A 21,558-nucleotide genomic window follows, 5' to 3' on the forward strand; every position below is an offset into this window, starting at 1 on the left:
CGCGAAAAGGTTCCCCCATCCCCGCCTCTCTTAGGGACAGCTGAAAACCAGCATCGCCCGCTATATGGTCGGTCACGCAGTTCCTGTTCAGAACGATAAGGAGTCCGTGATGATGAAACCCGCCATTTCATATTTATCCGTGCTGCTGATCTGCCTGGGCGCGGCGCCCGCCCATGCCGCCGAGGAAGCCCAGGACCCTGCGCTGCGCAGACAAGCCGCCGACGCGCTGGCGCGGCTCACGCCGCAGCCCCTGGCCAAGGGAAGCCTTTTGCCGCCGCTGGTCGAATTGAACCGCGAAAGCGCCGACCGCCGCTGGGTGCTGGGCTCCGCCACCCAGCCGCTGCCGATGACGGCCGGCGCGGATGCCGACCAGGTGCCGCTGTCGCGGCTGTTCCTCGCCCATCAAACCGAGCAAGGCTGGCAGCTGGCCATGGAGGGCGAAGACGGCTTCGCCGCGCTGCTGGAGGCCGCTCCCGACGGCTGGCTGAGCGCCGACGAGCGGCGCGCGTGGCACAGCCAGGCCATTCGTGCCAAGCGACTGGCGCCCGACGCCACCGGCCTGGGCCTGCCCTGGCAGGAAGGATCAAGCTGGAGCATGACCGGCGGCCCGCACGGCTACAGCGGCGAAAGCCAGCCCTACGATTCCATAGATTTCGCCGGCGGCGACGGCCGGGTGCTGGCGCCCCAGGCCGGGGTGATCTACAAAAGCTGCCTGCGCAACGGCAGCGGGCTGGTCAAGCTGGTGCACGACAACGGCTACTCGTCCACCTACTACCACATGATCAACCTCAACACTGTGGCCGATGGCCAGCGGGTGGCCAAGAGCGCCTATCTGGGCAAGATAGGCAACGGCCTGCCCTGCGGCGGCAGCACCACCGGCCCTCATGTCCACTTCTCATTGATCCACCAGGGCAAGGCCGAGCCAGTGAACCGCAAGTGGCTGGGCGGCTGGCAGTTCTTCTCCGGCAGCCGCGCCTACCAGGGCTACGCCGCGCGCAACGGCGGCCGAGTGAACGTGGGCGGCCGCCTGACGCACTACAGCGGCGGCGGCGATCCGGCGCCGACACCGGGCGGCGCCAGCGGCGTCGCCACGCCGCGCGGCAACGACGGCTACGTCAACCTGCGCGGAGGCCCCAGCCTGAGCGCCGAGATCGTCGGCAACGCCGCCCGCGGCGAGCAGGTGGCGCTGCAATGCCATGCCCGCGGCGAGGCGGTGGACGGCGTCTGGGGCCGCACCGACATCTGGAATCGCACCGCCGCCGGCCATTGGATCAGCGACGGCTTCATCGATACCGGCAGCAACGCGCCGGTAGTGCCGCAATGCCCATCCTCGGCGCGGCCATGGTAACGGTCTAGCCGGACATCCGCCCTCCACCGGGGACGGCCGCCAACGCGGCCGCGCCCCGGCGCATCATCAGCCAGTACAGGCTGGCCGTCCCCAGCCAACCCACCAGCCAGGACACGTCCGCCCCTCCCAGCGCGCGGACCATCGGACCGCTGAACAAGGCGCTGTCGATGAACGGCAGCTGCAACAGCACGCCCGCCAGATAGGCCAGCAAACCCGGCCAACGGTAGTCCGTCCCCTCCAGCGCCGCCATGTCCAGCTTGCCGCCGCGCAGCAGATAAAAATCCACCAGATTGACCGCGCTCCAAGGCGTGAACAAGGCGAGCAGCAGCAATAAGAAGGACTTGAACAACGGCAGGAAGCCATGCTGCGCCCACACCGCGATGGATAGGGAAACCAGCGCCATCGCCGCGACGATCAGCCAGCGCCGGCGCGGCCCCAACGCCTCCGGCCGCGCGCCGAACGCCGACGCGATGCTGCCCGCGCACATGAAGCCGCCGTAAGCGTTGAGCGTGGAAATCGTGATCTTGCCGAACGCCACGCAGAAGAACAGCGCGGCGGCGATGGCGCCGTCAGCGCCCAGGCCGACAAAGTAGGCGACCTCATGCCCGCGGAACGCCGCGCCGCCGATGGCCGCCACCAGCACCCCCAGCGACATCGCGATCTGCGCGCCCAGGCCAGAACCCAAGCCTATCGCCAGCGCCACCCGCGCAGGAGGCGTGGCCGACGGCAGATAGCGCGAATAGTCCGACACATAGGGCGCGAAGGCGATCTGCCAGGATGCCGACAGCGATATCGCGACGGTGAAGACGGCCGGCTCGAAACGGGTATGCGCCACCAGCAGCGGCAGCAGATCCACCCGCCCCAGCAAACGCATGAACAGATAGCAGAAAGCCAGCAGGCCAAGCAGGCTGGCCACGCGGCCCAGCCGGTGTATCGCCCTATAGCCCAGCGCCGCGGCCAGCAGCACCGCCAGCGCGAACAACAGGCTGCCTGCGGCGTCGCTTATCTTGAACAGCTGGCCCAGCGCCTGGCCGGACAGCACCATGCCGGTGGCGTTGAAGCCCAGATACATGACGCAAGCCAGCGCCAGCGGCAATACCGCGCCCTTGACGCCGAACTGCGCGCGGCAGGCCAGCATCTGCGGCAGCCCCAGCCTGGGGCCCTGCGCGCCATGCAAGGCCATCACCACGCCGCCGGCGACCTGCCCCAGCAGCAGGCCGATGATGGACCAGACGACATCGCCGCCCAGCACCACCGCCAGCGCGCCGGTGACCACCGCGGTGATCTGCAGATTGGCCGCCAGCCACAGCGTGAACTGGCTGAACACGCGGCCATGCCGCTCGCCTTCTGGAATGAAGTCTATGGAACGGCGCTCGATCAGCGACGCGCCGACGGATATTTTCGCTTGCATGGCAGTCTCTCCTCGGTCTATGCCCGGAGCGCCGTCTTGCCGCGGCGCGTCTCGGGCCTGCGCCAAACAATTTATACCGTTCAAATTAGAATCAGCAAATCAAAGCCATGCGGCATTGCAATATTCCGCGCAAATGGTTTGCCAAGCGTCCGCGCGGTTTATTCCGGCCGGCGGGCCGCCCGCGTCTATATTTGTCCTAACATTTCGTATAGGAACCCTTCGCGCCGGCTCGCAGAATGGAATGAAGTGCACCGACTTACCCTGTCCATCACCGAACTCAAACGACAGCTGCTGCATGACCGATATCGATTGTTGGCCATCGCGGCAAGCCTTTTCCTGATCCTGCTGGGAACGGACGTCATCAGCGGCTGGATTCTCCGCACTCCCGCCCTGATTCCGGAAAACATCCACATGGTGATCGCCACCGCGCTCTGCTTGATCCTGTACGGCCTCGCGCTGCCGCTGGCCTTGTGGCGGCCGCAATGGCGGGCGCACCGGCTGCTGGCGGCGCTGGTGCTGGCGATGGCGGCGGTCGCGCTGCTGGAGCACCTGAGCGGCAGGTCTCTGGGCTTGGACCTGCCCCAACTGCACGCCTGGCGGCACGACATGGTGCCCCACCCGGGCCGGATGGCGCCACCGACCGCGCTGGCGCTGGTCGCACTGGGCTGCGGCCTGCTGCTGCAGCCGGGCTCCACGCCGTCCCGGCGCCGAGCGGTGAAGATCTGCGTATTGCTGCCGCTGCTGCTCGGCGTGCTGGGGGCGGTGGCGTACCTGGTCAATCTGGAGCTGCTGTACAGCTGGGGCGCCTCGGTGCGGATGGCGCTGCTGACCGCGCTGGGCGTCATTTCCGCCGCCCTGGGGCTGGATGCGCTGAGGCGACAGGCGCTTCGCCGCCATCTTCGCTCCCAAGACATGGCCGATTCGATTTCAGTGACCGCCACCGCGCTGCTGATCTCCATCTCGCTGGCCACCGGCCTGCTGATCTACCGCGTCTCCAGCGCCGCGCACGAGCGCAGCCTGAGCACGGTGATGGCCAACAGCGTGCGGCAACGCGCTGCGCTGCTGGTGGCCCAGTTCGGCATCAGCGACGATATCGCCCGCCGCATCTACCAGCGCCCGTCGATGCAAAAATTGCTGGAAGACGCCAGCCGGGGAAAGCTGGACGCCAGCGCCGCCGCCGCCGAGCTGGCGGCGCGCAACCACATGACGCTGAACGGCATCGCCATCCAGGATGCGGCGGGCCGCGCGCTGGTGCAGGTCGGCTACTTCGAAACCCGGCCCCGCCAGGCCCTGGCGCTGCGCTCGCCCGCCGGCTCCTGGCTGCTATGGAACGGCCATTACCTGTACCGCACCGAGGCGATCTACCGCACCTCGGCCGGCTCATCGCGGCTGGTGATCGAACAGAAATTGGAGATGTTCGACCGCATCGTCCAGGACACCGCCCCGCGCGACGGGCTCAGCGGCCTGTACGCGCTGTGCGGCCACGACGACCACGATCTGCGTTGCTTCTCGCAGTCGCCGCGGGATCCCGGACCCACGATACCGATCGCCGGCAACATCCACCACTTCACCATGTGGCCGGCCTTTTCCGGCAAAAGCGGTTCGATGCACACGGTCGACTACTCTGGCCGCGACGTGATCAGCGCCTATGCGCCGGTCAGCGACAGCGGGCTCGCTTTCAGCTACAAGATCAGGGTGGCGGACCTGTTGGCGCCGATCCGCCATGACCTGGAGATCGACGCGCTGATCATGCTGGCGATGGTCACGCTGGGCACCTTGATCCTGCGCTGGCGCACTTCGCCGCTGCTGCGCGAGGTGCTGCAATCCAACCGGATGGCGGAATTGGCGGCCGAGCGCTTCCGCAACGCGGCCGAAGCCAATATGGACGCGTTCATCATCATGGAGGCGCTGCGCGACCACATCGGCGAGGTGGATGATTTCCGCGTGGTCTACATCAACGCCGAGGCGGAAAGGATGTGGCAGTTGCGCCGGGACGAAACGATAGGCCGGAACTGGAAAGCGCTGGCGGCCTCGCTGAACGTCTCCAACCACTTCGAAAGCTATAAGCAGGTCATCGACACCGGCATGCCGCTGTCCGAAGAAGTGCCCAAAGCCTACGACGCGAGCCACCCCACCTGGATCCACCAGGAAATCGTCCGCGCAGGAGACGGCATCAGCATCAGCGTGCGCGACATCACGCAAAAGAAACTGGCCGAGCTGGACCTGGTCCTGCGCGAGGCCCTGCTCAAGACCGTCACCGACTCCATTCCTGCGCTGGTGGCCTTCGTCGACGGCGATCAACGCTATCGCTATTGCAACAAGACCTACACCCGGCTGTTCGGCATTGCGCCGGAGCAGGTGATAGGCCGCAATATGCGCGATTTCCTGGGGGAGGAAAGCTATGCGGCGGTGCGGCCCTATGTCGAGCAGGCGCTGCAGGGGCAGGCTGCCGCCTTCGAGATGGAAATGTTCCTGCACGGCAGCCAGCGCTATGTGGAGGGCCGCTACATTCCACAACAGCACGCAGACGGCACGGTGTCGGGGTTTTACGTGATGATCTGGGATATCACCCAGTCGCGCGCGCGGGAAATCGAGCTGCGCAACAAGGTCACCCAGGATGCGATGACCGGCTTGCTCAACCGCGCGGCTTTCATGGACATCCTGGGCGACGAGATCAAGCACCACTACCTGAAGCGCCAGGCATTGGCGCTGTTGTTTCTCGACATCGATCACTTCAAGCAAGTGAACGACACGCTGGGACATGCCACCGGCGACGAGCTGATCAAGATTTTCGCCGGACGGCTGCGGCAGAACGTGCGCGGCACAGACCATGTCGCCCGGCTGGGCGGCGACGAGTTCGTCGTGCTGCTGGTCGGCCTGGACTCCGAGCGTACCGCGACAGCCGTGGTCGACAAGCTGATGGCGGCGGTCTGCCAGGATGCAAAGCTGTCAGGCGAGCGCCGCCGCGTCTCCACCAGCATCGGCGTCGCCTATGCCTACATGCCCGACATCACGCCGGAACGGCTGCTGGAAATCGCCGACGAGGGCCTGTACCAGGCCAAGGCCGCCGGGCGCAACACCTACCGGCTGATGCGGGTGGGCTGAGACTCTCTCATACCTCACAAGAAGACGATCTCGAAAAAACGCTTGGAAACGACAAACCGCGTCCTGTCCAAAGAAAACTGAACGCGGTTTATCTTCATCAGGCTACTCGGCCTTGGCGCTGAGCGGCACGCCGGTTGCCCCAGCGTAAAATACCAACAGCTCCACCGGCTTGTCCCCGGTAACGCCGCGGTGTTGGGTGCCTACCATCTCCGCCAGCGTGTCGCCGGCGCTCAGATGCTTCTGGCGTTTTCCATCCCGGCTTTCCACAGTCAGTTCGCCACTGACCACATACGCGGCGTTGGGAGACGGATGGCTGTGCCAAGGCAGGCTGGTATGGGGCGGAATCATGATGCGCACCATCGTCAATTCCGGCTGCCCCGCCGGATAGGCCTTGTAAAGGTCGCCATCCCAGGAGCGCTCTGTCTTGAGCAGCGTCTCGGTTTTTACCGCGCCCCCCTCGGCGGCATGAGCAAACGGCACCGCCAACAACGCGGCGAGCAAAGCCAACCGGCATCCCGCCAAATCGATCTTCATGTTTTCTCCTTCTAGTGATTTGAATAAGCGAATCGATTCGACGCGCTTCTACCGGACCAGTTCAACGCTTTCCCCCTCGCCAAAAACCAAACAACACCAGCGAGCGCTCAAAAAACGCTCCACTCCTGTCGAGTGGACCGGTATTTTGCGCATGCGATAAAAAAACCCTCCGCCGAAGCGGAGGGTTTGGATTGCCAGTATGAGGTGCGATCAGTCGCGGTTGCCGCCGAAGGCCAGCAGCAGCTGCAACAGGCTGGTGAACAGGTTGTAGATGCTGATGTAGATGGACAGCGCGGCAGAAATGTAGCTGTTCTCGCCACCGTCAACCACGGTCTTCACCTGCCACAGGATCATCAGCGAGCTGAACAGCGCGAATGCAGCGGAAATCATCAGCTGGAACGCCGGCATGCGCAGGAACAGGTTGGCCACCACGGCCACCATCAGCACGATGGCGCCCACGGTCAGGAAGTTGCCCAGGCCCGACAGGTCGCGCTTGGTGGTGGTGGCGATGGCGGCCATCACGAAGAACACGACGGACGTGGCCGCGCCGGCGGTCATGATCAGCTGGCCGCCATTGGAGAACTTGAGCGCGAACTGCAGCAAGGGTCCGAGCAGGACGCCCATCATGAAGGTGAAGCCCAGCATCAGGAACACGCCCAGCGAGCTGTAGCGGTTCTTCTCAATGGCGAAGACCAGGCCGTAGAACACCGCCATGATCAGCAGCATGCCGATGATGGGGCTGCCGGCCAGGAACGCGAAACTCATATGGGTGCCCACGATGGCGCCCATGACGGTCGGGATCATCGACAGGCCCAGCAGGCCATAGGTGTTGCGCAACACTTTGTTGCGAACATCGGCCATCGGGGTCGATTGGTAGGCCGTTTGAAAATCCGGGTGCATGTGAAACTCTCCTGAGTTGATTATTCTGGGACGACTTTTGGGATTGTAAGCAACAGACCATGCCGAAGGGAATAAGTTTCCATTCCTTCTTCCTGCTTGTCTTGAGCGAATCCTTGGGGTAATATCGCCTTCCCTCAAGGCACAGATGTGGGCGACAGCCCGCGTTTGCAAGCCATTTGGATGCGAGAGTGGCGGAATTGGTAGACGCACTGGATTTAGGTTCCAGCGCCGCAAGGCGTGAGAGTTCGAGTCTCTCCTTTCGCACCAACCCTAGTTTTAACGTTTCCCTCCATAGCCCACTACGACCCACCAAAGCCCGCAAATCAAGGCTTTCCCAAGAAACACATCCCCACCACACCCCTGCACAAACCGCTGCAATACGCTATAGCTTGGACCAAATTTGTTCCCGACAGTGTCCCAAGCAGAGCAAGCCGCCAATGCTTCATCCAGCAGAAACAAATCATCCGTCCAGCGCGTCAGGCAGGATTATCCGCCAGCCAGGCTCGCGCCGCGCCTGCCACCCGCTCCAGCTCCAATTCGATATCCTGCAGCAATGACGGCCAACTCTGGCTTCGCCCTTCCTTGACCGCTTTTTCCAGACCCTTGAGAAGAGACACCAGATCCGCCGCGCCAAACGAGCCCACGCTGCCGCGCAAGGCATGCAGCTGCCTGGCGCCGGCATCCAGCAAACCCTGCTCCAAACTGGTTTGGATCCGCGTCATCTCCGGTCCGCTGGTATCGATCAGCATCTGCATCAGCTTGCGCACCCGCTCGCGCGCGGCGGGGCTGGAGCCAGCCAGACGCATCAGCTCTGCTGAAAATACGACCTCATCCGGCTCGACGGCCTTTTCTTCCTCTGGCGGCCAATCCAGGTAACGATCCAGCACCGCGTACAAGCGATCGAGCTGTATAGGCTTGGCGATGAACTCGTCCATGCCGGCGCGCAGGCACCCCGACCATTCCTCGGGCGACATGCCCGCGCTCATCGCGATGATGGGCAGTTTCAGCCCCAGCTCTCCGCGTATCAACGACGCCGCGGTATCGCCGTCCATCACCGGCATCTGCCTGTCCATCAACACCAGCGCGTAATCTCCGCCCCGCTCCCTCAACGCGTCCACCGCCAACCGGCCGTTTTCCACGGTCTCCACTTGCAAGCCTGCCTGCTGCAATAAGCCGCAAGCCACCTGTTGGTTGATAGGATTATCCTCCACCAGCAGGATGCGCGCCGGCCGCCATCCCGCGGGCCTGGCGCCGAACAGCCTCGCCCCGGATTCCGCTCCGCGCGCGCGCGCGTTTCGCCAGGCATCGGCCAGCGCCCCGGCGATTACCGGCTTCACCAGCACGCCATTCAACGCCTCTCGCTCCGCCGCCCGGCCCAGCCTGCCCCTGTCGTCGGCTCTCGCCATCGCGATCAAGGCGATGTCGCGGTCCGGCCAGCGCCGGCGTATCTCGCCGCATAGCGCCAGCCCGCTCTCTTCTCCCAGCCGCCAGTCCACCAGGACGATCCCGAATGCCGCACCTTCCTCTCCCGCCAGGACAGCCAGAGCCTCATCCGCGTCCGCCGTCCCTTCGGGCGATCCGCCCAGGCGCTGCACATGCCAGCAGACTGCCTGCCGGCTGCCTGCATTGTCGTCCACCACTAGCACGCGCCCAAGGGCGGCAGCCGCCGCGCGCGCCTCCCCGGCGACCTCGAAAGGCAAGGAAAACCAAAAGCGGCTGCCCTCGCCCAATCGGCTTTCCACCCCCATCTCGCCGCCCATCAGTTCGACCAGACGCTGGGAAATCGTCAACCCCAGGCCGGTGCCGCCAAAACGCCGCGTATTGGAGGAGTCCGCCTGGACAAAGGGGTCGAATACCGTTTTCAACAGCGCCTCGTCCATACCCAGGCCGGTATCGCGAACGGAGAACAACAACTTGTCGCCGGCAGCCCCCCTCTCCAGCCCCACCGTTACCGCCACCTCGCCCCGCTCGGTGAACTTGATCGCATTCCCGGCCAGATTCACCAGCACCTGCTGCAGTTTGAGAGGATCGCCGACCAAGCCTCCGGGCACATCCGGCTCGACGGCGATCACCAGCTCCAACGACTTGCGGGCGGCATTCATCGACATCATCGCCGCCAGCGCGCCCAGCACCTCGTTCAGGTCGTAATCGACTCGGGCCGCTTCCAGCTTGCCGGCCTCCATCTTGGAAAAGTCCAGGATGTCGTTGAGGATGGCCATCAGCGAGCGGCAGGACAGCTGCAGCATGTCCAGATAGTCGCGCTGGGCGCCGTCCAGCCTGGTGCTGGACAGCAGCTCCAGCATGCCGAGCACGCCGTTCATCGGCGTGCGGATTTCATGGCTCATGTTGGCGACGAATTCGCTCTTGGCCCGGCTGGCGCTTTCGGCCTGTTCCTTGGCCAGCTCCAGCATCCGCGTCGCCTCCCGTTCCGCGCGGACATCCTTGGCGATGCAGACGAAGCCATGCAGCCAGCCATCCTGCCAGATGCCGGTGGTCACCAGGCTGACCGGGATGTGCCGGCCATCCTTGTGGCGGTAAGTCCACTCCTGAATGACGCTGCCGCCCCGACGCGTTTTCTCCACGAAAACATCAAAGCCGGCAACCGGCCTCCCCAGCTCTTCCGACAGCTCGCTCTCGAGCCTGGCCACCTCCTCCGGCAGATGCAGGATCATCGGCGTGGCCAGTCCCGTCAGTTCATCGGCGCGATATCCCAGCATGCGCTCGGCGCCGGCGCTGAAAATGCTGATCTCGCCCCGCAAGTCGGTGGCGATGATCGCGAAATCGCTGGCGGAATCGATAATGCCTTGCAGCCTGGCCTGCACCTCCTGCCGCTCCCGCTGCGCCTGCTTCAGCGGCGTGATGTCGGTGACGAACACGTAAAATCCGCTGACTTGCTCCTGCTGCCAATGCGGAACGTAATGCGCCAGCAGATGCCGCTCCTGGCCGCTCAGGTCGATGATGCAGCGCTCGGACAGGCTGGCCACGCCGTCCAGCGCGCCCTGGATATAAGGTTGGTTGGCGCGGTAGCGCTCGTCTCCGACCACATGGCGCAGATGGCGCCCCATGACGTCGCCCATCTCCAGCCCCATCCAGTCCAGATAGGCGCGGTTGGCGAAAACATTGTGCAGATTGCCGTCCCAATAGCTGACCATCGCCGGCATCGAATCAAGCACGGTTTGCAGCTCGTCGCGCACACGGCGCAATTCGGCCCGCCCCTCCTGCAGACTGCCCGCGTCCCAGCACACGCCCTCGGCTCGCAGTACCCGCCCAGCCTCGTCCCGCTCCACCTGGGCGCACAGCCGAAACCAGCGCAAGCGGCCTTCGCCGTCCACGATGCGATAATCCCAGCCCTCGGCCGCCAGCCCGCGCAACTCATCGGTCCAGAGCCCATCCCAGGCCGCCAGCTCGTCCGGATGCACGCAGCTCCGCCAGCGCGCCCAGTTGACCGTTTCTTCGCCGCCGGCCCCGTGCAGCACGCGCATCCGCTCATCCCACGCCAATGACTGCGCCGCCGCGTCCCACGTCCACCGCCCGATATCGAACGCGGCAAGCAACGACTCCAACTGCGCCTGAATAGCCGCGGCCTCGCGCTCGTCCGGTCTCTGCTGCGCCAGAACCTCCACCCGCAACAACCAGGCCATGCCGTCCGCCCCCTCCTCCAGCGGCGTCAGGCCGAGTTCGCAATGGAGGAAAGCATCCTCTCCGGCCAGCAGCCGCAAGCGCAACCGCTGCGTCGCGTCGCGTCGCGCCAGGGCCGCGCGCCAGCGCGGAACATCCTCCGGCGCGCAGCAAGCCGCCATGTCCTGGCCACGCAGCCCGGCGCCAAGCAGGCGACGCAGCCCATCGCTCGCCTCCAGCAGCCGCCCTCCCTCGTCCAGCAGCGCGCCATGGCTTTCAAGACCATTGAGCGCCTGCGACAGACGCCTCCGCCCCAGCGACCGCTCCGCGCGCGCGCTCAGAACTTGCCCGGCCGCATGGGGCAAAAGCGCGGCGGCCAGCCAGAACAGCGCCTGGGCGGACCAGACCAGCGGCCCCGGGTGGCGCAGCGGCTCCGGCATGGCTTCCGGAAAAAGACGAATCAGGGTTTCACAAGCCAGAACGGCCATCAGCGGCAGCGCCAGCATCGCGCCGGAAGCATCCAGCAGCAGTCCCGCAAGCAATACGGGCAGAGCCAGATCGGCGACGCTCAACGGCCGCCACCTCGCCGTCAGCGCGCACCAGGCAAGCGCGAGGGCTACCAGCATCAATACGCGGTCCAGCTTCAAACCGGCGGCGCCGAACCGCCTCAGCGCCGCCCATGGCGGCAACAGCGTCAGCCCCGCCACGATGCCGCCCGCGTACCAGCTGCCGGCATCCAGCCATGGATGCATCCAAAGCAGCAGCGCGCCCGGCGCGCCCGGCAGCAGCGCCGCCGCCAGCCCGCCTGCTGCCGCTCCGCGCTCTACTGCCCGGCTCAGCAACATTCCCGCGCCAACCGCCTGCAGCCAACTGACGACAGCCAGCTCGGCGGCGGGCAGCGCACCCAGATGGGCCCAGCCGCCCAGCCAGAATGCGGCCAGCGCCAGCGCATGGCGCCCGGGCCGCGTCCAGGCCCGCCACAGCAGCAGCAAGGCAAGCGCGTTGCCGTAAAGGGGAACGATCAGGCCATGGCCGCGAGCCAGCCCCAGCGCCCAGAACGTGGACAGCGCGACGGCGCCGGCCAAGGCGGCGGCGCCGCGTCGGGACGGCGCAGACAAGCTGTCGGACAAGGACATCATCAGACCGGCTCCCTCTTGTCGATGGCGAAACCTTACAGCCTGAATTCCGCCTCCACTTCGTTTCCCCGGCCATGGTAAGCCAGTCTCGCGCACAAGGCGTTCACCAGGGACACTCCGCGGCCATGGCGGTGGCTGCCGGCCTGCCGGTTCAGCTTTTCCATCAGGGCCGGGTAATCAAACCCCGTTCCGCTGTCCCGCAAGCGTATCAACACCGCGTCGCCGCCATCCTCCCTCCGGCGCTCAAGCACCAATTCAACCTCGGCCCGCTCCAGCTCCGCCAGTCGTTCGCGCCTCAGCATGAAATAGCGCTCATATCCATCCGACTGGTCTTTCATGCCGGAGTCCAGCCCCAGCACGCCATGGTCAAGCGCGTTATTGAATAGCTCCGATACGATCAACAACACTTCCTTGAATTGCCGCCCGCGAAAGCCCAGCTGATTCAGCCAGCCGATCAATAGCGGAATGCTTTGATCGCGCCGCAACTCCTCCACGCCGAAAACCAGCCGTACCCGCCAACAGCTCAGTTGGCCGCCGTCGTCGCGCCCCAGGTGATCCGCCACTCGGTCCAGCGCGGCGTTAACGCCCGCCTCCAGCCTGACCACGCCCAATGAGATGTCGTCGCGGTTATTCGCGCCGCTCAAATGCTCCAGCACGGCCAGCCGGATGCCGTCCAGCGGCGAGGCCGGGTTCGATATCAGCGCCTGCAGCAACCCTCCCATTCCGAACTGCTCGCCTCCAGGACTCTCGGCTTCGGTCAATCCGTCGGAACACACCACCAGTTGCCCGCTCTGCTCCCAGAAATAAGTTTCGCTGCCCCAGCAGAACTCGTCGGCGGACAAGATCCCCAGCGGCGGATATTGCGACTTCCATTCCTTCATCGGACAACCGTCGTCATCGACGAACATCACGCAGGGAATGCCGCCGTTCCAGACTTCGACGCAGCCCAGTTCCCAGTCTATAGTGATCAGCGCCGCGGCGACGAAACGCCCCACCGGCAGCAAGCGGTTGAGCTTGGCATTGATCTCGCGCGCCATAGAGGTCAACGGGAAACCTCGCCGCGCCATCGCATAGAAAATGTCGACCGCGGGCAGGCAAGACAGCGCCGCGGACAATCCGTGTCCGGTGCTGTCCGCCAGCATGATGCACAGCTGGCCGGTCGGCGACAGCGCGCGGGCCAGCACGTCGCCGCTGAACTGTTCCGCGGACTGCTGCCAGCTGCGCACGCCCGGCAGATCCTGCCCCTCGCCGCCCACGATGCTGTCCAGCACATGCTTGGCGAACAATTGCTCGCGCTCGTTGGTGTGGTAATAACTGACCAGTTGGCGGGCGTCGTCGGAAATCCGCCGCTGCATTTCGCTGATCCGTTGCATCACGCGGATCTTGGCCGCCAGCATGGTCAGGTTGATCGGCTTGGGCAGGTAGTCGTCGGCCCCCAGGTCCAGGCTGCTGATGTGAGCCTCTTCGTCGCTGCGCGCGCTGAGGAAGATGATGGGCAGCCAATGGTCCGAACACAGCTGGCGAATCTGCCGGGTGGCCTCGTGGCCATCCATCAACGGCATCATCATGTCCATCAGCACCATGTCCGGCAGCTCCCGCCGGCATTGCTCAACCGCCTGCAGACCGTTTTCGGCATACCAGACCTGATGACCCATCTCCTCGATCACCAGGCCCATCAACAGCCGGGTGGGCTCGACGTCCTCGGCCACCAGCACTGTGAATGTGCGGTCCATGGGACGCTCAGCGAAGGGTGAAGAATTTGTCGAAGCTGGCCACGACCAGAATCTGCCGCACGAAGCCGCGGCAGCCCAGCAGCGCGATGCTGTCTATCCCAAGCGCCTTGGCCCGGTCGCGCATCACCAGCAGCATGCCCAACGCCGAGCTTTCCAGGTAATCCACCCGCGACAAGTCAACCTCAAGCCCCAGGCCGCCTCCGCGTTCCAGAGCTTCGTCCAGGCACGCCCGAAACGCCTCGTGCTGCTGAAAATCGAACCGGCCCTCTACCGCGATCACCGACTTGTCCGCAGTCTTGCCCAGCCTGACTCCCATCTCGCCGCCCTCCATTGGCCGCCCTGAGCAGAAGCGGTTCGTTCCGCCGATCGCGCGGCTGACTGCAAGCCCTTGCGTGACATATCTGCCCGCTCAGAACAGATCGATGTCGCCGGCCGACATGCCCTGCGGCGCGGCGCTGTTGGCCTGATGCCTGTCGACCAGTTGCTGCAACTGGCGGCGCATGTCCTCCAGCCTGTCGATTTCATCCTTGCCGTTCATCTGGCGCATGCTGTCACCCACCTGATAAAACCCCTGCATCCGGCTGCTGACATTGCGCACCAGCGGAGACACCAGGTCCTGAAACTGCAGCGCGGTCACCGTGGAGCGCACGCTGTCTCCGACCCGCCCGGCGATCTGCGACAGCTGGTCCACCGCCTGCCCCGTGTCCGAATTCATCCGCGACAGTTGTCCCAGCATGTCCTCGATCTGGGTTTTCGCGTCCAGCGCGAAATTCATGTCGCGGGACGCCATCTCGAATATCTCCGATTTAGCATGCTCGATGGCCTGCACCATCAGGTCTATCGACTGGCGTATCTGCCCGGAAAAATCGAAAGAGCGCTGCGACAGCTTGCGCACCTCGTCGGCCACCACCGCGAATCCCCGACCGGCCTCGCCCGCGCGGGCCGCCTCGATCGCGGCGTTCAGCGCCAGCATATTGGTCTGGGCGGTGATTTCCGCCATGTCGCCGAGCGCGCTCTCCACCGCGTCGACCCGCTTCTTGATCTCATGCATGCGATCAACCAGCACCATGGCCGTCTTGCTGGTGCTGACAGTGTTGTCGACGAATTCCGTCATGCTCTGCGAAGTGCGCTTGAGAAACGCGTCGAAACCGGCGCCGTCGCCATGATCGCCATGCTGGACGATCTTCAGCGCCAGCGCCTGCTGCTCGCGCAGCATCGCCTCGATGTCGGAAAACCCCTGCACCAACTTGACAATGGCGTCGCTCAGAATGGTCTGCATCTGCGACACGTCCCGCTCCACCGCGCCGGACACGTCTGAAATGCCATTGCCCAACAGGCCCAGTCCGCTCAACATCTTCTCACGCGCCTCGGACAAGCCATCGTCGACAGGCTGCGGGTGCGGCAGCGCGCCCAGCAGCCAGACCGCCAGCAGGCATCCCGCGGCCAGCAGGGACACTGCAAGATAGCCGGAAAAACCGCCTCCCAGCAAAGCCAGCAAGCCGTAAGCGCACAACCACAGCGCGGCACAGCACAACAGTATCCTGGGTCTAGGATCCGCCTTGATGTCGGAAGGATTCATCTTTCAGCCGGAGTATGGAAGAGAAAATTGAAAGCCGCCGATGCTTGCGGCATGCCAATCGAATTTGCCGCCACCGATTATTGCGATATGGCGCATAAGGCGATGCCTGTCAAACAGCCAGTTGCAAAAACCATGCGCGACATTGACGCCGCGCAACATGAAACGGACTCACAGAATGTCGCCGCGCTTGAACGGGGATCAGCCATCGCCTGAAAATTCGTCTTTTGCCAGCCGCCTCGGGCTGTCGTTTAATGGCGACTTCCGCCGGACTTCCGCGGCCAAGACAGGACATCCAAATGATTCACGGCAAGACGCTGGACGAATGGCGGCAGATTCACCCCGAAATTCGGGACCTGACCGATCTGCGCGAGTGCGCCTGGTTCAATCCCGCGATCGCGCCCGCCGCCCAGGCGCTGGGCGACGCCGGCCTGGGTATCGGCGACGTCGCCAATGCCTCCGCCCGCCTGCAACGCTTCGCGTCCTATATCCGCCGCGCCTTCCCTGAAACCGCAGACAGCGGCGGCATCATCGAATCCCCGCTGCTGCCAGCAGCAGCCTTCCGGCAAGCGCTGGAGCGCCGCTACGGCATGGAGCTGCCTGGGCAGCTCTGGCTGAAGGCCGACAGCCATCTGCCGATCTCCGGCTCGATCAAGGCGCGCGGCGGCATCTACGAAGTGCTGAAGCACGCGGAGGAGCTGGCGCTGGCCCACGGCTTGCTCCATCCCGGCGATGACTACGCGAAACTGGACGGCCCGGAGGCCCGCGCGCTGTTCGGCCGCCACCGCGTCGCCGTCGGCTCCACCGGAAACCTCGGCCTATCCATCGGCATCATGGCCGCGAAACTGGGTTTCCAGGCCACCGTGCACATGTCCTCCGACGCGAGGCAATGGAAGAAAGACAAGCTGCGCGCGCACGGCGTAACCGTGGCGGAGTACGATTCCGACTACAGCGCGGCCGTGGAGCAAGGCCGCAAGCAGGCCGCAAGCGATCCATCCTGCCACTTCGTCGACGATGAAAACTCCGCCCACCTGTTCCTGGGCTACGCGGTAGCGGCGGAACGGCTGAAGGCCCAGTTGGCGGAGGCCGGCGTGCGCGTGGACGCCGACCATCCGCTGTTCGCCTACCTGCCCTGCGGCGTCGGCGGCGGCCCCGGCGGCGTAGCCTTCGGGCTCAAGCTGGCCTTCGGCGACTCCGTCCACTGCCTGTTCGCCGAGCCCACCCATTCGCCCTGCATGATGCTGGGCGTACTCACCGGCCTGCACGACCGGATCTCGGTGCAGGACTTCGGCATCGATAACCGCACCGCCGCCGACGGACTGGCCGTCGGCCGCCCCTCCGGCTTTGTCGGCCGCGCGATGCAAAGACTGATAGACGGCTATTACACGGTGGACGACGACGAGCTGTTCCGCTTGCTGGCCATGCTGGAGCAGGCGGAAGGCCTGCGCCTGGAACCCTCGGCGCTGGCAGGCGCGCCCGGCATCGCCCGCGTGCTGGACGAAAACCAGGGCTATCGCCAGCGCATGGGACTGGACGCGGAGCGGCTCGCCCACGCCACTCACCTGATCTGGGCGACGGGCGGCAGCATGGTTCCGGAGGCGGAAATGGACGATTACCTGCGGCGCGGCCGCGGCTTGACGAGCTGAGCGCCGATGCATCCGACACGGCTTGACGGCGGCCAGCTCGCCAATCTGCACACCTTCCTGGCCGTCGCGCGCCGGCTGAGCTTCGCCGCGGCCGCCGACGAGCTGTGCCTGACGCCGAGCGCGGTCAGCCACCGCATCGCCCGGCTGGAGCGCTCGCTGGGGTTGCTGCTGTTTCGGCGCCTGACCCGCAACATCCGTCTCACCGCGGACGGCGAGCGCATCTTCGCCGCGCTGGAAAAAAGCATGGCCGAGCTCGACGCCGCGCTCTACCCCGAAGCCGGCGCCGAGCCTTCCGGCCGCGTCGCCCTCCATGCCCACCCCTCCATCGCCCAATGCTGGCTGGCGCCCCGCCTGGCCGCCCTCGCCGAACGCCATCCGCGGATCGAGTTCGATATCCGCACCGGCAACGGCGACGCAGACTTCCGCGGCGGCCGCGCCGATCTGGCGCTGTACTACGCCGACGGCCATTTCCCGGGCCTGGTCTCCCGCAAGCTGATGGACGAAGAGATGGCGCCCGTCTGCAGCCCCGCCTACGCGGAACGCCATGGCCTGACGGCCGATCCGGCGCGGCTGCGCGACTGCAGGCTGCTGCACGACGCGCAAGCCTGGCGCCAGGCCGCCCACGACGCGGAGTGGACGCTGTGGGCCCGCCGGCATGGCGGCGAATCCCTGCTGCCGCCGCGCGGGCTGACGCTGGACCGCTCGGATCTGTGCCTGGCCGCCGCAGTCGGCCACGCCGGCGTCGCCATCGCCCGCCGCAGGCTCGCCCAGCCGCTGCTGGACAACGGCCAGCTGACGCTGCCCCTGGGCGCGTTCGAGCCGGTGGAGCGCTATGCCTACTATCTGGTCCACCCCAAACTCGATCCCATGCCGTTCCGGCTGCGAGCGGTGATCGACTGGCTGCAACAGTCCGCCGCCGGCTAGGCCCCTCCCCGCGCATCCCGATCATGCGTTGTGCGCCGCACAACACGCAAACCGTCTCTCTGTCAACGCGCCGTCATACCAGATGACCGCGGTCACGCAAATGTCAATAAATGCGCTGACAATGCCTCGCGCAGGTTCCGTTTCCCAACGCTTGAACAGACAGGAGGTTTGCGATGCCCAACATATTCCCGGAAGTGGTGCGGCTGGGAAAATACGAAGTGGAGAAAGGCAAGAGTTCGGTCTCCGGCCTGTCTTCGGGCGCGTTCATGACGGTGCAGCTGCATCTGGCCCACTCCGCCAGCTTCGCCGGCGCCGGCGTGGTGGCCGGCGGCCCGTACCGCGGCGTGGAAACATTTCGCGGCGCGGCCCCGCTGGCGGAGGACGCCTACGAGCTGAACGCGCTGCAGCTGTGCATGGCGCCGCTGCTACCCGAACTGGCGCCGAACGCCCGCCGCTCGCTGCAACTGGCCCAGGAAGCCGAACAGGCCGGAAAAATAGACGCGCTGTCCAATCTGCGCAACAACCGCGTCTACATCTTCACCGGCACCCAGGACAATGTGGTGCATTCCCCGGTGGTCGCCCAGACCCGCGAACTGTACCGGCTGCTGGGCCTGTCCGACGCCAATCTGGCCTACCACGATGACCTGCCGGCAGGCCACTCGCTGATCACCGACAACCCCGAGGATTCGCCGCTGGCGCTCAACCAGCCGCCGTATCTCAACAATGGCGGCTTCATGCAGTCCCACCGCATCCTCAACCACATCTATCCGGACCTGAAGCCGCCGGCGGAAAAGCTCAGCGGCCGCCTGCTGCGCTTCGACCAATCCGAATTCCTCGATGGCCAGCAGGCCTACGCCAGCATGGGCAAGTTCGGCTACGCCTACGTGCCGCAAACCGTGGCCGACGGCGCGCCCGCCCGCGTGCACATCGCGCTGCACGGCTGCAAGCAGGGCTACAGCTATGTCGACTTCAGCTACGGCCGCGCCGACATTTCCAGCCAGCCGCCCTACGGCAACCGCTACGTCACCACCACCGGCTACAACTATCTGGCCGACAGCAACAACATCATCGTCCTCTATCCCCAGGCCAGCGGCAGCGACGACAACCAGGCGCAGAATCCGGACGGCTGCTGGGACTGGTGGGGCTATTCCAGCGACGATCCGGCCAATCCGGACTACTACTCGCGCAACGCGGTGCAAATCCGCGCCATCCACGCCATGCTCGACCGCCTGGGCGGCTGAGCGCGCAGAAAGGAATCGCCATGTCCAATACCGACGACAACGTCCGTCAATTGTCCGCCGCGCTGGACGCCACCGCCCGGAACGCGGCGGCGCCGGCCAAGGTCGACACCCTGTTCAGCAACTGGCTGGCCCGCGGCCTCAACAACGCCGGCTCCACGCTCGCTCTGCTGCCCGGCGCCGCGCAGCCGCAAACCTGGTTCAGCCTGTTCCAACTGCAGCAGTCCGCGCTGCAGAAACTGCAGCAGCAGCAAAATACCTGGGTAGAACACTGGCTGGGCTGGCTGGGAGAGGCCGAGAAGCTGCGCAACGCCAACACCCTGTCCAAGCTGCTGGAGCAGGAATGCAATCTGGCGATGCAGGCGGTGCAAATCGTCGGCAACTACGCCGTCAATCTGTCGGACCTGCAGGAGAACCTGGAAGTGAACTACGGCTACTGGGCGCAACTGCAACGCGGCGATCCCGAGCGGCAAAACAGCTGAGCGGCCAGGCCGCGGCTCAGAAAGACGCCCGGATCAGCGTCAGCACCTGCCCGCCTTGCAGATGAAAACCGCCATCGAACGCCCGCCCGGCCTCCAGGCCGGGCGCCAGCGTCTTCCGCAGGCGAATGGAGAAACGCCCCCGGTCCCAATCCACCCGGACCATTTCCGCCGCGTCGAAATCGAAATACTCGCCCACTGTCGGATACAGCGCCTTGAACAGGCTTTCCTTGGCGGAAAAAGCCAGCGTCAGCGCATGCGGAAACATCCACGGCCCCGCCAGGACTTCGTCCTCCCCCTGTACCAGAATGCCGGCCCGCACATTGCCTGCGGTCTTGTCCGACATCCAGCGCTCCAGATCCATGCCCAGCATCAGCCCGCCATCGGCCGGCGCCAGCGCCACCATCGCGGTTTCGTCGCTGTGGGTGATGGCGCCTGTCCAGCCCGCCGGCCACAACGGCTGCCGATGCCGTCCGCTGCCGACGCCGGGCGGCAGGCCGCGCGCCTCCAGCAACAGCTTGCACAGATAACGCGCCGCCAGATACTCCGCCTTTCTTTTGGGCACCGCCCGCTCCAGCGTATCCGGACGCGCCACGTCCAGCGCGGCGAACCAGGCGTCATCGTAGGCTGAAATACGAAAACGGCAACGCATCACGGCCACGCCGTCGCACCCCTCCAATGGATAGGGAGCGACATCCGGCAAAAATTCGGCTAATTCAGCTATGGCGATCGACATGGGATAAGAAAGGGAAGCCGGACTGTCCGGCGAAAAGCTGCAAGGTAAACCAGCAAGCATGGCGGCGCAAGCGCCCGCGGCGGGAAACCTCGGCGGCCAGCCCGATCCCACGTCGCCCAGGCCTCGCGCGCCAGGGCGCAGACACGCGGCAAGCCGTCAGGCAAACAACGCCTCAGACCAAACTCGCCTGCTCCAGATCAATCCCACCCGCAAAAACCACCCGCCAAAAATCAAATGTCATATCATGGCGGCAAAATGCAGCCTTGCCTCTATCCACCGCAACCATCTTGTCAGGAGCAAACATGAACCACCGCCAATTGCTGATTCTCACCGCGGCGCTTTGCGCCGGTGCCGTATCCGCAGCGCCGGCGCAAAGCGCCGCGCCGCAATCACGGGTCTCCCCGCTCTCCTTCGGCCAGACTCAATGGATCATGGTCGGCTCGCCGGTGCCGGCCGGCTGGGTGATCACCCGCTCCACCGGCACCATGAACGAGATCACCGATGCCCAGGGCGCGAGATACGGACAGGAATTCACCGTGATGCTGGGCTCCCCCATCCCCGCCGGCTGGATCATCCGCCGCGCCAACGGCAACAGCAATGTGATCTTCTACACCGTCGGCGCCAGCTACGGCACCCAGCTCAGCGCGCTGGTGGGCTCGCCGATACCGGACGGCTGGATCGTCACTCGTGCGGAAGGCCAAAGCAATCAGCTGACCTATGTCGCCGGCGCCAGCTACGGCGCGCGCTTCACCGCGATGCTGGGATCGCCGATTCCTTCGGGATGGGTCATCGTCCGCCCCAACGGCAACTCCAATGACATTTACAACGCCAACAACGCGCCGAGGGAAGCGGAGCTGCAAGTGGCCGTCGGCTCGCCGGTGCCCGACGGCTGGGTGATCACCCGCGCCATGGGCAACTTCAACACCATCCACAATGTCGCCGGCTCGTCATATGGCCGCCAGATCACGGTAATGCTGGGCTCGCCCATTCCCGCCGACTGGGTGGTCACCCGCGCCAACGGCAACAGCAACGACATCTACTACACCAAGGGCGCGGCCATCGGCACCGAACTGCAGGTGATGCTGGGCTCTCCGATCCCCGCCGGCTGGGTGGTGGTGCGCGCCAACGGCAATAGCAACATCATCAAGCGTTTGAGCTAAACCATGCCGCCCGC

17 protein-coding genes and 1 tRNA gene are annotated in these 21,558 nt (G+C 65.2%); 9 read left to right on the plus strand and 9 right to left on the minus strand.

Features of this window, described 5'->3' with window-relative positions:
- Window positions 1-109: 109 nt before the first annotated feature.
- Window positions 110-1,348, plus strand: coding sequence for a peptidoglycan DD-metalloendopeptidase family protein (locus VA599_RS11365; RefSeq protein ID WP_346788641.1), 1,239 nt, complete (start codon window positions 110-112; stop codon window positions 1,346-1,348).
- A 4-nt stretch (window positions 1,349-1,352) separates the two neighbouring features.
- Here the strand turns inward: VA599_RS11365 and VA599_RS11370 are convergent, their stop codons facing one another.
- Entirely contained in the window at window positions 1,353-2,759 is a 1,407-nt protein-coding gene (locus VA599_RS11370; protein WP_346788642.1) for a purine-cytosine permease family protein, read from the minus strand.
- Between the two features lie 246 nt (window positions 2,760-3,005).
- Between VA599_RS11370 and VA599_RS11375 the strand changes: the two genes are divergently transcribed.
- The gene (locus VA599_RS11375) at window positions 3,006-5,864 is read left to right on the plus strand and encodes a GGDEF domain-containing protein (protein ID WP_346788643.1); all 2,859 of its coding nucleotides are present in this window, start codon (window positions 3,006-3,008) and stop codon (window positions 5,862-5,864) included.
- Between the two features lie 102 nt (window positions 5,865-5,966).
- Here VA599_RS11375 and VA599_RS11380 read toward each other — a convergent pair whose 3' ends face one another.
- Window positions 5,967-6,398 carry a cupin domain-containing protein gene (locus VA599_RS11380; protein ID WP_166440228.1) on the minus strand — a complete coding sequence of 144 codons (432 nt, stop codon included), beginning with the start codon at window positions 6,396-6,398 and terminating at the stop codon, window positions 5,967-5,969.
- 210 nt (window positions 6,399-6,608) lie between these two features.
- The gene (locus VA599_RS11385) at window positions 6,609-7,298 is read right to left on the minus strand and encodes a Bax inhibitor-1/YccA family protein (protein ID WP_021476584.1); all 690 of its coding nucleotides are present in this window, start codon (window positions 7,296-7,298) and stop codon (window positions 6,609-6,611) included.
- 182 nt (window positions 7,299-7,480) lie between these two features.
- Between VA599_RS11385 and VA599_RS11390 the strand changes: the two genes are divergently transcribed.
- Window positions 7,481-7,565, plus strand: a tRNA-Leu gene (locus tag VA599_RS11390).
- A gap of 209 nt (window positions 7,566-7,774) precedes the next feature.
- Here the strand turns inward: VA599_RS11390 and VA599_RS11395 are convergent.
- The 4 genes from VA599_RS11395 to VA599_RS11410 form a co-directional block, all read right to left on the minus strand.
- Window positions 7,775-12,055 carry a response regulator gene (locus VA599_RS11395; protein WP_346788644.1) on the minus strand — a complete coding sequence of 1,427 codons (4,281 nt, stop codon included), beginning with the start codon at window positions 12,053-12,055 and terminating at the stop codon, window positions 7,775-7,777.
- A gap of 32 nt (window positions 12,056-12,087) precedes the next feature.
- Window positions 12,088-13,785 carry a SpoIIE family protein phosphatase gene (locus VA599_RS11400; RefSeq protein WP_346788645.1) on the minus strand — a complete coding sequence of 566 codons (1,698 nt, stop codon included), beginning with the start codon at window positions 13,783-13,785 and terminating at the stop codon, window positions 12,088-12,090.
- A 7-nt stretch (window positions 13,786-13,792) separates the two neighbouring features.
- Entirely contained in the window at window positions 13,793-14,101 is a 309-nt protein-coding gene (locus VA599_RS11405) for an STAS domain-containing protein (protein ID WP_031296144.1), read from the minus strand.
- 93 nt (window positions 14,102-14,194) lie between these two features.
- Window positions 14,195-15,364, minus strand: coding sequence for a methyl-accepting chemotaxis protein (locus tag VA599_RS11410; RefSeq protein ID WP_346788646.1), 1,170 nt, complete (start codon window positions 15,362-15,364; stop codon window positions 14,195-14,197).
- A gap of 27 nt (window positions 15,365-15,391) precedes the next feature.
- On the opposite strand from VA599_RS11410, the gene VA599_RS11415 reads away from it, so the two are divergent.
- The 5 genes from VA599_RS11415 to VA599_RS11435 all read left to right on the plus strand — a co-directional run bounded on the left by VA599_RS11415 (window position 15,392) and on the right by VA599_RS11435 (window position 19,651).
- Window positions 15,392-15,577, plus strand: a complete 186-nt coding sequence (locus tag VA599_RS11415) for a hypothetical protein (RefSeq protein ID WP_152526871.1) — start codon at window positions 15,392-15,394, stop codon at window positions 15,575-15,577.
- 83 nt (window positions 15,578-15,660) lie between these two features.
- Window positions 15,661-17,007, plus strand: coding sequence for a D-serine ammonia-lyase (dsdA, locus tag VA599_RS11420; protein ID WP_346788647.1), 1,347 nt, complete (start codon window positions 15,661-15,663; stop codon window positions 17,005-17,007).
- Window positions 17,008-17,013: 6 nt separating this feature from the next.
- Window positions 17,014-17,931: a DNA-binding transcriptional regulator DsdC gene (dsdC, locus tag VA599_RS11425; RefSeq protein WP_104947312.1), complete on the plus strand. Its 918-nt coding sequence runs from the start codon at window positions 17,014-17,016 to the stop codon at window positions 17,929-17,931.
- 173 nt (window positions 17,932-18,104) lie between these two features.
- Window positions 18,105-19,172: an extracellular catalytic domain type 2 short-chain-length polyhydroxyalkanoate depolymerase gene (locus VA599_RS11430; protein WP_346788648.1), complete on the plus strand. Its 1,068-nt coding sequence runs from the start codon at window positions 18,105-18,107 to the stop codon at window positions 19,170-19,172.
- Window positions 19,173-19,192: 20 nt separating this feature from the next.
- Window positions 19,193-19,651, plus strand: a complete 459-nt coding sequence (locus VA599_RS11435; RefSeq protein ID WP_346788649.1) for a hypothetical protein — start codon at window positions 19,193-19,195, stop codon at window positions 19,649-19,651.
- A gap of 16 nt (window positions 19,652-19,667) precedes the next feature.
- On the opposite strand, the gene VA599_RS11440 is transcribed toward VA599_RS11435, so the two are convergent.
- Together VA599_RS11440 and VA599_RS11445 are read right to left on the minus strand one after the other, a co-directional pair.
- On the minus strand, window positions 19,668-20,351 hold the full coding sequence (locus VA599_RS11440; RefSeq protein ID WP_346788650.1) for a 4'-phosphopantetheinyl transferase family protein: 684 nt from the start codon (window positions 20,349-20,351) through the stop codon (window positions 19,668-19,670).
- A 205-nt stretch (window positions 20,352-20,556) separates the two neighbouring features.
- Window positions 20,557-20,688 carry a hypothetical protein gene (locus VA599_RS11445; protein WP_346788651.1) on the minus strand — a complete coding sequence of 44 codons (132 nt, stop codon included), beginning with the start codon at window positions 20,686-20,688 and terminating at the stop codon, window positions 20,557-20,559.
- Between VA599_RS11445 and VA599_RS11450 the strand changes: the two genes are divergently transcribed.
- Window positions 20,687-21,544, plus strand: a complete 858-nt coding sequence (locus VA599_RS11450; RefSeq protein ID WP_346788652.1) for a hypothetical protein — start codon at window positions 20,687-20,689, stop codon at window positions 21,542-21,544. The two genes, VA599_RS11445 and VA599_RS11450, sit on opposite strands and share 2 nt — an antisense overlap.
- Window positions 21,545-21,558 lie beyond the last annotated feature (14 nt).

Origin of the sequence: Chromobacterium indicum (assembly GCF_039708975.1) — a bacterium.
In the GTDB taxonomy this organism is placed as follows: domain Bacteria; phylum Pseudomonadota; class Gammaproteobacteria; order Burkholderiales; family Chromobacteriaceae; genus Chromobacterium; species Chromobacterium piscinae.